Source organism: Phenylobacterium sp. 58.2.17 (assembly GCF_026411515.1).
GTDB lineage: Bacteria > Pseudomonadota > Alphaproteobacteria > Caulobacterales > Caulobacteraceae > Phenylobacterium.
In genome coordinates this window covers 41,486-54,937 of sequence record NZ_JAPMTQ010000013.1, presented here as the reverse complement: position 1 = coordinate 54,937, position 13,452 = coordinate 41,486, and the positions used below count along the sequence as shown (strand labels likewise).

Genomic DNA, 13,452 nt, shown 5'->3' with positions numbered 1-13,452 from the left:
GGGCGTAGGCTTCGCCGGAACATCAGGGAGCAGAACGTGCTGGTCGGGTCGCAGACTCGCCGCCTCGCGCTCGGCAGGCTCGCCGCCGCCGGTGGCCTGTTGTTCGCCGCGCCGCCGGTCTTCGGGCAGGTTCCTGAGGCGCCGGCCGTAGAACCTGACGATGAACCCACCTCCATCGCCATCACCCGGCAGCTTTTCGAGCACATCACCGCCCCGGTGACGATCAACGGCCTGGGTCCCTATCGCTTCATGGTCGACACCGGCGCCAACGTCTCCTGCGTGTCGTCCGAGCTGGCCGGCAAGCTCGCCCTGCCGGCCGGCCGCGAGCTGCAGGTGCACACCATCGTCGGGCGCCGCGGCCGCCCGAGCGTCGTGCTCGACCGGCTCGAAATCGGGACCCGCGTGCGCAAGAAGGTCCAGGCGCCGGTGCTGCCGATGTCGTCCTTCGACATCGACGGGGTGCTCGGAATCGACTGGCTGAAGGGCCAGCGGCTGGTCATGGGATTCGCCGGCAACACCTTGGAAATCACCAAGTCGCGGCAGGAGGCCAGCGCCAAGGGCAAGGTCGTGGTGCCGGCCCGCCGCAAGTCCGGTCAGCTGACCATCGTCGACGCCGACATCAGCGGCCGCTCCATCAGCGCGATGATCGATTCCGGCTCGCAGTTCTCGCTCGGCAACGCCGCGCTCCGGCGACTGATCATGCGCCTGGATCCCGCCGCCGGCCAGCGCGCCACCCATGTCGGGCTGATCTCCATCGCCGGCGAGCGGTTCAGCGGCGAGCAGCTCTACCTGCCGTTCATCCGCCTGGGCGGCCTGAACCTGGGCAACGTGCCGGTGGTGTTCTCGGACATGCCGATCTTCAAGCTCTGGGACCTGCACGAAACCCCGACGATCATGCTCGGCATCGACCTCCTGACCCAGTTCGAAACCGTCTCGGTCGACTTCGGCCGCTCGGCCGTGCGCTTCGATATCGCCAGCGCCTGAAGGGTTTCCCCCGTTCTGATGGTTTCGCCCCCTTTAACCCGGCCGCATTTCGGCTAATGTCCCAAGTCCCTCCAGCACAGGGGGCGGCGGCGCGGCCTGCGTCGGCGCTTGGAGAGATTCGGACCGGAACATGAAGCTTACGATTGAACGGGCGGCGCTGATGAAGGCGCTGGGTCACGTGCAGAGCGCGGTCGAGCGCCGCAACACCATCCCGATCCTTTCAAACGTCCTCCTGTCGGCGGAGCGCGACCGGCTGACCTTCTCAGCCACCGACCTCGACATGGAGATCATCGACGAGGCGCTGGCCCAGGTCGATCAGCCGGGCCAGATCACCGCCCCGGCCCACACCCTATACGAGATCGTCCGCAAGCTGCCGGAGGGCGCCGACGTCTCGCTGTCGTTCACCGGCGAGGACCCGCGCCTGACCGTGGCTGCGGGCCGCTCGCGGTTCAACCTGCCGGTGCTGCCGGCCGGCGACTTCCCGGTGATGTCCTCGGATGGCCTCTCCAGCCGCGTCAGCGTCGACGTCGGCGACCTGATCCGGCTGATCGACAAGACCCGCTTTGCGATCTCGACCGAAGAGACCCGCTACTACCTGAACGGCCTCTACCTGCACACGGTCGTGGACGGCGGCGTTCAGAAGCTGCGCGCCGTGGCCACCGACGGCCACCGCCTGGCCCTGGCCGAGATGATCGCCCCCGAGGGCTCGGCCGGCACGCCCGGCGTCATCGTTCCGCGCAAGACCATCGGCGAGGCCCGCCGCCTGCTCGAGGACGCCGGCGAGAACGTCGACCTGCAGGTCAGCCCCCAGAAGATCCGCCTGGATTTCAACGGCGCGGCCCTGACGTCCAAGGTGATCGACGGCTCGTTCCCCGACTACAGCCGCGTGATCCCGCAGGGCAACGACCGCATCATGCTGGTCGACAACAAGCTGTTCGCCAAGGCGGTCGACCGCGTCGCCACCATCTCGGCCGAGAAGAGCCGCTCGGTGCGCATGGCCATCGAGCCGGGCCGGATCATCCTGACCGTCCGCAACATGGAAGCCGGCCAGGCGGTCGAGGAGCTGGAAGTCGACTACAACGGCGAGGCCTTCGAGCTGTCGTTCAACGCCCGCTACCTGCTCGACGTCACCGACCAGATCGCCGGCGAGACCGCCGAGTTCCGCTTCGGCGGCCCGAACGACCCGGCCCTGGTGATCGACCCCGTCGACGCCGACGTCCAGTACGTGCTGATGCCGCTGCGGGTCTAGGCCCCGCAGCGTTCAGCTGGGCTCGCACTGACGCTCCGCACAGAACGTCTTGCGGGCCTGCGCCGCGCCGATGACGGCGGCGGCTTCAGCTTCGACGGCGAACGCTGCGGTCAGGGCCTGCTCGTTGGCGGTCCAGGCGCGGCCGGCAGGGCTGCGCCGAAAGGCCAGCAACTGACGCAACTCGTCCTCGGAATAGACCTGCGCATAGGCGGCCGCGGCATTGTCGAGCAAGGTCGCGAACCAGCTGTCATAGGCGTTCAGCAAGGCTTCGGTCGCCGCGGCGGCGGCCTCGGGCGGCGAAGTCGCCATCCCGTCCTCGGTCAGCGCGCCCGCGAACTTCGCCCGGCCCCTGGCCCGAACATCATCGGCCTCGTCCTTGGCCAGTTGCAGGGCGGCGAGCGATTGGGTCAGCGGCAAGCGTGCAGCGCTCGCCGCGTCCGGCAGGCGCAGCACCGGGAACGGGGAGAAGACGAGGATCGGCTCTCCCGCCGCGCCTTGCGCCATCAGGCTCGGCGCCAATCTGTAGGCGGGGGCCAACGATAGGGCCGCGTCGCCAAACCCCAGGCCTTTCGGACTGTCGACCACCACTTGGCATCCCGCCAGCAGCCCCATGTCGTCGACCCGGCACTTGAGAACAGCGTAGCCTCCGATAGCGAGCACCTTGCCCACCCCCGGATACGCGCCCCATCGCGCCTTCGGCGAGGGCTCCTCGCTCCACTCGGGCCGAGTGATCGCGGCGTCGTCCTGGACGCTCCGCAGGTCTTGCAGCGCAGGCGTCTCCTGGCAGTCGCGGGCGCGGCAGAACTCGATGCGCGCCATGCGGCGAATTTCGCCGCCCGTCGCCATCCCGACGTCGCGAAGCTGCTGACTTTCGGCGAGCCGCGCCGAGGCCGCAGTGCGCCCGGCGGACGTCGCCAGAAAGGACGCGATGCCCTCGAGTTCCGGCGCCGTGAACAGGTCGGCATAGATTTCCGGCGCCGTCTTGAGCACATAGTCCCGGCCAGCCGCCATGCCAGCGGCGACGGCGACCTTGGCCGCTGCAACCGTCTCGGCGTCCACGCCTGGGCCGCTGACCTCCATCTTGCCGATCGCGTCGTCCGTTGCGGCCGCAATATTGACCTCGCTGAAGAGGATCGCCGAGATCCGGCGGGCGGCCGCAAGTGCGCGCGGCGAGGCCGGCGGGCGCGGTGCGGGCATCGGCTTCGAGGCCGGCAGTATGAACCGGATCGGAATGCGCACGTCGCCACCAGCGACCGCCCGCCCGTCCACTGTCTTGGGCTTCATCCGGAACTTAGAAGTCAGGGCCAGCGCCGCCTCGCCGAAGCCCTGCCCGGTCGGCGAGGCGCTTTCAATCTTGCAGCCTTCCAAGGTCCCGTAGGAATCAACTTGGCACGCCACCGCGGCGCGGCCGGTGATCGACATGGCCATCGCCAACTTGGGATAGAGGGCCGCCACATCCTGGGAGCTCGGCCGCTCCAGCCAGTCGGGATTGGTGATGACCGGCGCGGGCGGCGCCGCGCCCGCCGCCCCACCCCACATCAACGCGCAAAACGCCGCCGCGCATACCCGAACTGACCGCATCGCGCCCCCGCAACTTCCGCGCGCAGCCTAGTCGATCCGCCACCGCGCTCAAGCCTTCGCCCCGGCTCGCGAAACCGGCTATGAGGCGGCGGTGACCACCGCCTTCACCCGCCTGACCCTGACGGACTTCCGCTCCTACGAGCGGGCCGAGCTCGCCCTGGATGGGCGACCGGTGTTCCTGGTCGGGCCGAACGGGGCCGGCAAGACCAACTTCCTGGAGGCGGTCAGCCTGTTCACCCCGGGCCGTGGCCTGCGCGGCGCGGTCGGCGCCGAACTCGGCCGCCGCCGGCCCGGCGAGGCCCAGGGCCGCGCCTGGGCGGTCGCCGCCGTCATCGAGCAGGACGGCGAGCCGGTGCGCATCGGCACGGGGATCGAAAGCGCCGGCGCGGCGCGGCGCGCGGTGCGGCTGGAGGGCGAGCCGGTCCCGCCCGGCCGGCTTTCCGACCACCAACGCCAAGTCTGGCTGACCCCGGCCCAGGACCGGTTGTTCCTGGAGGGCGCCGGCGACCGCCGCCGGTTCTTCGACCGGCTGGTGTTCGCCGCCGAGCCGGGCCACGCGGCTCACGCCAGCGCCTATGAGAAGTCCCAGCGCGAGCGCATGCGGCTGCTGAACGACGGCCCGGCCGACGCAGCGTGGCTGACGGCGCTGGAGGCCAGGATGGCGCAAGCCGGGGCGCTGATGGCCGAGGCCCGCGCCCGCACCCTGGCGGCGCTACAGGCCGAGATCGACAGCCGCGGCGACCGGCCGTTCCCGCAGGCCCGGCTGTCGCTGACCGGCGACTGGGAGCGGATGGCCGCGGAGGGGCTCAAGGCCGAGGAAATCGAGGCCCGCCTGGCCCGCGCCCTGGCCGCCGCCCGCGAGCGCGACGCCGCCGCCGGCCGCGCCCTGACCGGTCCGCACCGCGGCGATCTGGCCGTCATCCACGCCGAAAAGGACCGTCCGGCGGCAGAGTGCTCCACTGGCGAGCAGAAAGCCCTGATTCTGAACCTGGTTTTGGGCCAAGCGGCGCGTCTTTCGCGTGCAGAATCGGCTCCAAACCCTATATTGTTGCTGGATGAAGTCGCAGCGCATCTGGACCGTCGCAGGCGGGCCGCGCTCTTCGACGAAATCGAGGCGCTCAAGCTGCAGGCGTTCCTGACCGGAACGGACGAGCATCTCTTCGAGGATTTGAAGGGCCGGGCCCAGGGCGTCCATGTGGACGGCTCGAACCTGGCGATTCTGGATACGGTATGACCGACGAAACCCAAGGCGAAACCAACGGGCAGGCCGAGTACGGCGCAGAGTCCATCAAGGTCCTGAAGGGCCTGGATGCGGTGCGCAAGCGGCCCGGCATGTACATCGGCGACACCGACGACGGCTCTGGCCTGCACCACATGGTCTACGAGGTGGTCGACAACGCCATCGACGAGACCCTGGCCGGCTACGCCAGCCGCGTCGAAGTGATCCTGAACGCCGACGGCTCGGTGACCGTCACTGACGACGGCCGCGGCATTCCCGTGGATATCCACGAGGGCGAAGGCGTCTCTGCGGCCGAGGTCATCATGACCCAGCTGCACGCCGGCGGTAAGTTCGACCAGAACTCCTACAAGGTCTCCGGCGGCCTGCACGGCGTCGGCGTCTCCGTCGTCAACGCGCTGTCCGATTGGCTGCGCCTGAAGATCTATCGCGGCGGCAAGGCCTACGAGATGGAATTCCGCCGTGGCGACGCGGTCTCGCCTCTGGTCGTCACCGGCGACGCGCCCCTGCGTGAGAACGGCGAGCCGCTGTCAGGCACCGAGGTCACCTTCATGGCTTCGACCGAGACCTTCGCCTTCATCGAATACGACCGGAAGACCCTGGAGCATCGCCTGCGCGAGCTGGCCTTCCTGAACTCCGGCGTCACCATCTGGCTGAAGGACAACCGCGAGGCCGAGCCCTTCGTCGAGCTGCTGCACTACGAGGGCGGCATCGAGGCGTTCGTGCGCCACCTGGACAAGGCCAAGACGCCGCTGCTGAAGACCCCGATCGTGGTCCGCGGCAAGAAGGACAATGTCGAACTGGACCTGTCGCTCTGGTGGAACGACGGCTACCACGAGAACGTCCTCTGCTTCACGAACAACATCCCGCAGAAGGACGGCGGCACCCACCTGGCGGCGTTCCGCTCGGCCCTGACCCGCATCATCACCGGCTACGCCGAGAGCTCGGGCGCGACCAAGCGCGAGAAGGTCTCGCTGTCGGGCGAGGACGCCCGCGAGGGCCTGACCTGCGTGCTCTCGGTCAAGGTTCCGGACCCGAAATTCTCGTCGCAGACCAAGGACAAGCTGGTCTCCTCGGAGGTGCGCCCCGCGGTCGAAAGCCTGGTGTCGGAAGGCGTCAGCACCTGGTTCGAAGAACACCCGAACGAGGCCAAGCTGATCGTCCAGAAGATCGCCGAGGCCGCCGCCGCCCGCGAAGCCGCGCGCAAGGCCCGCGAACTGACCCGCCGCAAGTCGGCGCTCGACATCACCTCGCTGCCCGGCAAGCTCGCCGACTGCTCGGAGAAGGATCCGGCCAAGTCGGAAGTCTTCCTGGTCGAGGGCGACTCCGCCGGCGGCTCGGCCAAGCAGGCCCGCAACCGCGAGAACCAGGCCATCCTGCCGCTGCGCGGAAAGATCCTGAACGTCGAGCGCGCGCGCTTCGACAAGATGCTGTCGTCCGACCAGATCGGCACCCTGATCACGGCGCTGGGCGCCGGCATCGGCCGCGACGACTTCAACATCGACAAGCTGCGCTACCACAAGATCGTCATCATGACGGACGCCGACGTCGATGGCGCCCACATCCGGACCCTGCTGCTGACCTTCTTCTACCGGCAGATGCCGGAGGTGATCGAGCGCGGCTACCTCTATATCGCCCAGCCGCCGCTCTATAAGGCGACCAAGAGCCGTCAGTCGCGCTACCTGAAGGACGACACCGAGCTCGAAAACTACCTGATCGACGAAGGCGTCGAGGGCGCGGCGCTCGACCTGTCGACCGGCGAACGCCTGGTGGGCGCCGACCTGCTCGCCCTGGTCCAAAGCGCCCGCGGCGCCAAGGCCAACATTGAACGCCTGTCGGCCCGCGCCCCGGCCTTCGCCATCGAACAGGCCGCCATCGCCGGCCTGCTGGCCGAGGACGGCGGCGACCTGGCCAAGGCGGCCAAGCGCATGGATCTCTACGCCGAGGAAGGCGACGGGACCTGGAACGGCGAAAAAGCCGCCACGGGCGGCTACGTGTTCTCGCGGATCAAGCGCGGCGTGTCCGAGCGAATCGTGCTCGACGACCTGCTGCTGCATGCGGCCGACGCGCGCCGCCTGTCGGAACGCGCCGCCGCCATGGTCGAGACCTTCGACGGCGTCGCGACCTTCACCCGCAAGGACAAGACCGCCACCGTTCGCGGCCCGCTGGACCTGTTCAACGCGGTGATGGAGGCCGGTCGCCGCGGCCTGTCGATCCAGCGCTACAAGGGGCTGGGCGAAATGAACCCCGACCAGCTGTGGGAGACGACGCTCGACGCCGACGCGCGCACCCTGCTGCAGGTCAAGGTGACCCACGCCGACGACGCCGACGACATGTTCACCCGCCTGATGGGCGACCTGGTCGAGCCGCGCCGCGAGTTCATTCAGGAAAACGCCCTAGACGCCGAAGTCGACGTCTAGGGCCGCATTCAGCGCGCTCGAAAGCCTAGCTTCGCGGCGGGCGGCCGCGGCCGCTGCGCAGTTCTGCGCCATGTCTGGCGTGAAGGAGACGGCGGCCGACCGTGACCCCAGTCTCGCCGGATCGAACACGTCGTCATCCGTACCGTGCGGTCTTCGACGCGCGTCGACTGATGCTCCCCCCTGCGACGGGCCGGGGGTCCTACCCGCGGGCAATGAACCTAGGAGACCGGCGCACATCGGGCGCGTAGCATGCTGACATCGGGGGAAAGGCATGGAGGTCACCGTGTCCCCAATCGACGAACATCCCTCTTTCGCCGCGGAATCTTCAACCACGACGGGCCGGAAAAAAGCCGCCGCCGGATCGTCTGAACAGGCGCTCGCACCGCTCCTATCCATTAACGTCGATCCTGGCACGGGGCGGGTGATCAGCATCGAGAGCATGGACGCCTCCGGCGATCGCCGGGAACTTTCCGATGAAGAGCGCGCCCGCCTGTCCGAGCTGAAGCCCGAAGCGACATTGAGAGACATCGTTGAACGGGCGTTCGAAGCTGGCGTCGCCTGCGTTCTGGACCAGCAGGCCCGGGGCGACGAAACTCCGGAGTCCGAAGAGGACGCCGAGCTGTCGCGGATGCTGTTGCGTTCGCTAATTGCTGAAAGCGCGGCCAAGCGTCTAACCCAGTTCGATGTCTTGAGCCCCGCGATCGTGGGCACGCTGATCGAGCGAGCCGCGAGCCGCGACCGAGCCTCGGACGCCGGCGCCGACCACTAGTCACTCACGTCAAGTCGGGGATGAAGCTAACCGCGCCGTCCGGACAGCGTGCCTTTTGACGCGGCCTGTAAGCAAACACACGAGGAGCACTCGATGACGTTTGACACCAATTACGATGGCAATGGCAGAGACATCGACGACATCGCCCGCCTGCTCGCTGGCGGCAAGGTACGGGGCCGCAAGCGCATGCGGCGGCTGCTGATCGCCCGTCTCATCAGCGACAAGCGTGGAGCCGAAGCCGACGACGAGTACGAAGGCATCGATGAAGATGAAGGCGGCGACGAGGATCATACCCTCGCTCGCCTGCTGGTCGGCGGAGCCGTGCGCAAGCGGCGTCTGCGTCGCTTGGTGCTCGCCCAGATGCTCCGTCAACGCGGCGACGAAGACGAGGACGAGGGCATCGAGGATGAGGAAGGCGGCGATGAGGATCGGCGCCTGGCTCAAGTCCTGGTCGGGGGCCCCAGGCGCCGGCGGCGTCTGCGCCGACTGGTCCTGGCCCACGTGCTCAGCGAGCGCAGAGACGAGGACGAGAGCGAAGGCATCGAGGATGACGACGATGATCGCCAACTGGTGCGCTTCCTGGTCGGTCAAAAGGCCATGCGTCGCGGTCGGGCCCGGCGAATGGCCGGCGCCCGCGAACTGAGGCACTAGGGCTAACCACTGCCGGAGGGGCTCGCCCCTCCGGTTCTCTCATCGCACGCTGCAACAGATCCTACGGCTTCGGCGCAAGGGTCGGCTTCGGTCTCGGGAACACGAAGGCCAGGGTGGCCAGCGCCAGCAGCGACATGGTCAGCGCCGCGCCGGGGATCGCCGGCACGCCGTAGGTCGCCAGCGCCAGTCCGCCCATGGCCGAGCCCAGCGCCTGGCCGACCGAGATCACCGAACCGTTGAGCGCCAGGGCGACTGGCGCGCCCTCGGTCATCGCGATCAGCCGCGACTGGATCACCGGCGTGATCGAGAACAGCGCCGTCGCAGCCACGAAGATCCCCAGGGCGACCAGGGCGGCGCTGGGCCAGCCGGCCGGCGCGACCTGGTGGGTGGCGGCGAAGTGGATGCTCATCGCCGTCGCCTGGATCGCAAAGCCGATCAGGATCCAGCTGCGCCCGAGGTCTCGGTTGGCGGCCCGCGCCCCCAGCCACAGGCCGACGATGGAGCCAAAGCCGATCATCGACTGGAAGGCGCCGACCCCCGCGCCGGTGACGCCGGCCCCGACCCGCACGATCGGGGCGATGTAGAGGTTCAGGGTCATGTTGGCCGCAAAGGCCAGGAAGGTGGTCAGGTAAAGCGGCCAGATCGCCGGCAGGTCGAGGCTGCCGCCAGCGCGCTTGGGCGGCGCCGGCACCCGCGGCAGGAACAGCAGCACCCCGGCCAGGGCGATCGCCGACAGCACGGCGGCGGTCACGAACGTCGCGCGCCAGCCGAACAGGTCGCCGACCACGCTGCCGATCGGAATGCCGACCACGAAGGCCAGGGTCATGCCGCCCGACACCATGGCCAGGGCCGATCCGCGCCGATCCGGCGGTGCCAGCGAGGCGGCCGCGACGCTGGCCGCGGGCCCCGACATGGCCCCGGCCAGGCCCGCCAGGGCGCGCAAAACCATCAGCGCCTCGAAGTTCGGGGTCAGGGCGCAGGCGATGTGCAGCACCAGGCCGAGGCTGAGGCCCGCGATCACCATCACCTTGCGGTCGACCCGCGCGAACAGCCAGGCCGCCACCGGCCCCAGCACCGCCGAGGTCAGCACGAACACCGTCTGCAGCTGCCCGGCCACGGCGGTGGTGACGCCAAGGTCCGCGGCCAGCGCTTCCAGCAGGCCAGCGAAGATGAAGGCGCCCGACCCGAACGCGAACGTCACCATGGTCAGGACAAAAATGCGCGGGTTCATGGCGACCAGCTTAGCCGCGCGAACATACCGCCCGCCAGACATTTGCGAGCACGGTTCGCCCGACCGGCCGAATCCGCGTCAGGCCGCCTTGGCGACCGGCGCGCGCCGCTTGCGCTTCTGGGTCTTTGGCCCGGCCCAGAAGGTCCAGACCGCCAGCGAGCCGAGCAGCGCCAGGGCCAGGCCGGAGACGCTCATCACCAGCCGGTAGGCCAGGCCGCCGACCTTCGCCGCGTGGATCGGATACTCGGCGTTGGCGATCCGTAGGCCCAGCGGCATCGCCTGGGCGTCGCGGCTGGCCAGCAGCCGTCCGTCGGCCGGATCGAACCAGAACATGGTCCGTCCGTTCGGCAGCCATTCGGCCTGCTGACGCAGGCGCAGAGAGATCAGCCCGCCCGGCTTGGTCGGCAGGCTGATGATCCGCAGCTCGCCATCGGGATACCTGGCCCGGGCGCTCGCCAGCAGGGCGTCGACATCGAGGTCGGCGGCGAGCGGGCCGCCCTTTTCGCCCGGCGGTTTGGCGGCGGCGGCCATCGCCGCGGGCGACGTGAACGGCGCCAGCAGCAGATCCTCGACGACAGGCAAGGTCATCATCACCCCGGTCAGCATCGAGACGAACAGCAGCGGCGCGGTCACGACGCCGAGGTCGCGGTGCTGGCGCACCACGGCGTTGCGGCTCATGTTCGCCGGCCAGGCGCGCAAGGCGAACAACCGCCGCGCCGGCCACCAGAGGATCATCCCGGTGACCACGAAGCCGAGCCCGACCAGCGCCATGATCCCAGCGGCCAGTTCGCCGGCGTCGCCGGTCAGCAGGTGATGGTGCAGGTCGAACAGCCAGATCTCCGGCCGCTCCCACTTGGACGTCCAGGAGGCGACGATCTCGCCGCTCTGATCGGCATAGGCGCCGCGGTCGGCGTCGACATAGTTCAGCCGATGCAGGCCCATCCGCTCGCTGGCCAGGATGATCGAGCGCGGCGCGTCCGGCCCCGCGAAGATCTTTTCGGCCGCCGCGGCGATGCTTGCTGCGTCCTGCACCTGCGGATCGGCGGCGTGCGGCAGGGTGGCGCCCAGGAAGTCGTCCTTGTGCACCAGCAACGCCCCCGAGAGGCCGAGCACCGCCAGGAAGAGACCCACCAGGCCTCCGGCCCACCGGTGCAGGAGCCTCAGGGTCGGCATCAGAACTTGCGCTCCAGGCCGAGCGTGAAGACCCGACCGCGGCCCGCGAAGTAGCGCAGGTTGTCGGTCGCGTTGCTCGTGTCGGATGCGTAGCTCAGATAGTACTCGTCCATCAGGTTCTGGACGCTGAAGAACACGTCGCCGAAGCCCGCCTCGTAGCGGACCGAGGCGTCGACCAGGGTGTAGCCGCCAAAGCTGTTTCGCGGATCGGCGCCCTCGAAACTGCGCTCCAGGTAGGACTGGCTCTGCAGCCGCGCCGACAGCGGGCCGTCCTGGTAGATCAGCGCGAAGTTGAAGCGGTCGGGCGAGATGTTGGCGCCGTCCAGGTCGATGTCGACACTGCCGTCGCCGTTGCTGTCGGCGCGGCCCTTGAGCTTGGCGTAGCCGGCGTTGACGCTCACCCCAGGCACAGGGGTCCTGGCCGAGACGTTCAGCTCCACGCCCTCGATCTCTACGCGCTGACGCTGCACGTCGTAGACGTTGGTGGCCGGGTTCAGCACCAGCAGCTGGCCGAGCTTGGACGTCGACCAGAAGTACGCGGCGCTGGCCTCGATCGGGCCGTACTTCCACTCCGCGCCGATCTCCTGGTTGTCGGAAACCACCGGGCTGATGTCGAGGAAGCTGTCGACGTCGACGCCGTCGCGGTTCACCCCGCGCAGGATGCGGCCGACGTCGGGAACAGTGTAGCCCTCGGCATAGCTGGCGTAGAGGCGCAGGCCCTGGATCGGGGTCACGACGATGCCGCCGTTGACCAGGGTGGCGTCGAAGCTCGGCTCGCCGCCGCCGACCGCGCGCGAGCCGTAGGTCGCCAGGGTCGTGTAGTCGCCGACCTTCAGGGTCACCGACTCGTAGCGGGCGCCGCCGGCCAGGTGCACCTTGTCGCCGAACAGGGCCAGGTTGGCTTGTACGAACGGCGCGACGCTGCGGAACTCGGTCGGCGGCACCCAGACGCGATTGGTGGCGATCAGGGTCTGGGCGGTTTCGTCACGCAGGGTGTCGAGGCCCAGCGTGCCCCTCAGTCCGGGCACGAACGGCACTTCGCGCTCATAGCTGGCGCGGGCGCCGAACTTTTCGGATTCGTTGGACGACTGGTCGAACAGCGTGCCGAGCGGGGCCAGACGCACGTCCTGGAACGTGGCGCTGCGGTCGCCGCCGAAGGTATCGCGCGAGCGGTTGTAGAACAGCTGGGCGTTAAGATCGCCGCCCCACAGATCGTCGTCGGTCAGGGCCAGCGACACGGTCTCGACGCGGTTGGCCGCGGTGCGTCCTTCGGGCGAGCCGCGCATCGAGCTGGCCGGGCGGTTCTTCGTGCGGTCGCCGGCCACGATCACATAGTCGCCGTCGCCTTTCAGCTCGAAGCGGTTGGCGATCAGGTCCAGGCGCAGGCTGTCGTCGATCTGCCAGCCGAAGCGGCCGAAGATCGAAGTGCTGGTGGAATCCTGGATTTCGCCCTGGGTGTTGTCGACGCCGATGCGGGCGCCATGGCCGTCATAGAAGGCGCCGCGCGCCTCGTAGGCGAGGCCGAGCGTCGCGTCGAAGGCGCCGCTGCGCCAGGCGCCGAGGCCCGCGGTCTTCCAGCCGAGGCCGTCGCCGTGCGCCTGGGCGTCGGTGCTGGCCTGGACCAGGACCCGGCCCGACAGGCCGTCCTCTTTCGGCGGGCCGACGGTGACCTGGTTGACCACCCCGCCGGTCGCGCCGATGCCCTGCAGGGCGTTGGATCCATAGATCAGCTCGACGTGGTCGATGAAGAAGGCGTCGATGGTGAAGCCGTCGCGCGACCCGTCGCGGATCGGGGTCGACTGCGGAATGCCGTTGATGGCGTAGAGCGGCGAGCGGCCGCGCAGGGTTTCGCCGCTGCCCGACAGCTTCTGGCGGGTCGGCGAGAACGACGGCGACAACGACGACACCGCATCGACGATCGAGCCGCTGATCGACACCTGCTGGGCCAGGTCCTCGGAGTCGACCACATCCACCGTCATCGGCAGGGCGCTGGCCGGCAGGGTCGTGCGCGCGGCGGTGATCACCAGTTCCGAGACCTCGGTTGCGCCCCTGGCGTCCTGCGCCTGGGCCACGCCCGCGATCGTCAGGGCCAGCAGGCTGGCGCCCGTCGCCAAGCCTGCGCGCGCGATCCGCGCTCCGCCGATAACCGTCATCAGA

10 protein-coding genes are annotated in these 13,452 nt (G+C 69.1%); 6 read left to right on the top strand and 4 right to left on the bottom strand.

The window, feature by feature from the left end; all coding sequences use genetic code 11:
* Positions 1-36 precede the first annotated feature (36 nt).
* Together OUA97_RS11095 and dnaN are read left to right on the top strand one after the other, a co-directional pair.
* Positions 37-984: a retroviral-like aspartic protease family protein gene (locus OUA97_RS11095; protein WP_267231953.1), complete on the top strand. Its 948-nt coding sequence runs from the start codon at positions 37-39 to the stop codon at positions 982-984.
* 130 nt (positions 985-1,114) lie between these two features.
* Positions 1,115-2,233, top strand: coding sequence for a DNA polymerase III subunit beta (gene dnaN / locus OUA97_RS11090; protein WP_267231952.1), 1,119 nt, complete (start codon positions 1,115-1,117; stop codon positions 2,231-2,233).
* A 12-nt stretch (positions 2,234-2,245) separates the two neighbouring features.
* On the opposite strand, the gene OUA97_RS11085 is transcribed toward dnaN, so the two are convergent.
* Positions 2,246-3,814: a TonB family protein gene (locus OUA97_RS11085; RefSeq protein WP_267231951.1), complete on the bottom strand. Its 1,569-nt coding sequence runs from the start codon at positions 3,812-3,814 to the stop codon at positions 2,246-2,248.
* Positions 3,815-3,905: 91 nt separating this feature from the next.
* Here OUA97_RS11085 and recF point away from each other — a divergent pair, with 91 nt between their 5' ends.
* The 4 genes from recF to OUA97_RS11065 all read left to right on the top strand — a co-directional run bounded on the left by recF (position 3,906) and on the right by OUA97_RS11065 (position 8,891).
* Complete coding sequence (recF, locus tag OUA97_RS11080; protein ID WP_267231950.1) at positions 3,906-5,048, top strand: DNA replication/repair protein RecF; 1,143 nt, start codon at positions 3,906-3,908, stop codon at positions 5,046-5,048.
* Complete coding sequence (gene gyrB, locus OUA97_RS11075) at positions 5,045-7,471, top strand: DNA topoisomerase (ATP-hydrolyzing) subunit B (RefSeq protein WP_267231949.1); 2,427 nt, start codon at positions 5,045-5,047, stop codon at positions 7,469-7,471. Before recF ends, gyrB begins: the two co-directional genes overlap by 4 nt.
* Positions 7,472-7,742: 271 nt before the next feature.
* The gene (locus tag OUA97_RS11070; protein WP_267231948.1) at positions 7,743-8,240 is read left to right on the top strand and encodes a hypothetical protein; all 498 of its coding nucleotides are present in this window, start codon (positions 7,743-7,745) and stop codon (positions 8,238-8,240) included.
* Positions 8,241-8,333: 93 nt separating this feature from the next.
* Positions 8,334-8,891: a hypothetical protein gene (locus OUA97_RS11065; protein ID WP_267231947.1), complete on the top strand. Its 558-nt coding sequence runs from the start codon at positions 8,334-8,336 to the stop codon at positions 8,889-8,891.
* A gap of 61 nt (positions 8,892-8,952) precedes the next feature.
* Here OUA97_RS11065 and OUA97_RS11060 read toward each other — a convergent pair whose 3' ends face one another.
* The 3 genes from OUA97_RS11060 to OUA97_RS11050 all read right to left on the bottom strand — a co-directional run bounded on the left by OUA97_RS11060 (position 8,953) and on the right by OUA97_RS11050 (position 13,448).
* The gene (locus tag OUA97_RS11060) at positions 8,953-10,122 is read right to left on the bottom strand and encodes an MFS transporter (RefSeq protein WP_267231946.1); all 1,170 of its coding nucleotides are present in this window, start codon (positions 10,120-10,122) and stop codon (positions 8,953-8,955) included.
* Between the two features lie 78 nt (positions 10,123-10,200).
* Complete coding sequence (locus tag OUA97_RS11055; RefSeq protein WP_267231945.1) at positions 10,201-11,295, bottom strand: PepSY-associated TM helix domain-containing protein; 1,095 nt, start codon at positions 11,293-11,295, stop codon at positions 10,201-10,203.
* The gene (locus tag OUA97_RS11050; RefSeq protein ID WP_267231944.1) at positions 11,295-13,448 is read right to left on the bottom strand and encodes a TonB-dependent receptor; all 2,154 of its coding nucleotides are present in this window, start codon (positions 13,446-13,448) and stop codon (positions 11,295-11,297) included. The genes OUA97_RS11055 and OUA97_RS11050 overlap by 1 nt, the downstream gene beginning before the upstream one ends.
* Positions 13,449-13,452: the final 4 nt, after the last annotated feature.

Coding starts and splice junctions, on each gene's coding strand:
- OUA97_RS11060 (WP_267231946.1), bottom strand. CDS start 10,122: ATGAACCCGCGCATTTTTGTCCTGACCATGGTGACGTTCGCGTTCGGG.
- dnaN (WP_267231952.1), top strand. CDS start 1,115: ATGAAGCTTACGATTGAACGGGCGGCGCTGATGAAGGCGCTGGGTCAC.
- gyrB (WP_267231949.1), top strand. CDS start 5,045: ATGACCGACGAAACCCAAGGCGAAACCAACGGGCAGGCCGAGTACGGC.
- OUA97_RS11055 (WP_267231945.1), bottom strand. CDS start 11,295: ATGCCGACCCTGAGGCTCCTGCACCGGTGGGCCGGAGGCCTGGTGGGT.
- OUA97_RS11050 (WP_267231944.1), bottom strand. CDS start 13,448: ATGACGGTTATCGGCGGAGCGCGGATCGCGCGCGCAGGCTTGGCGACG.
- OUA97_RS11065 (WP_267231947.1), top strand. CDS start 8,334: ATGACGTTTGACACCAATTACGATGGCAATGGCAGAGACATCGACGAC.
- OUA97_RS11085 (WP_267231951.1), bottom strand. CDS start 3,814: ATGCGGTCAGTTCGGGTATGCGCGGCGGCGTTTTGCGCGTTGATGTGG.
- OUA97_RS11070 (WP_267231948.1), top strand. CDS start 7,743: ATGGAGGTCACCGTGTCCCCAATCGACGAACATCCCTCTTTCGCCGCG.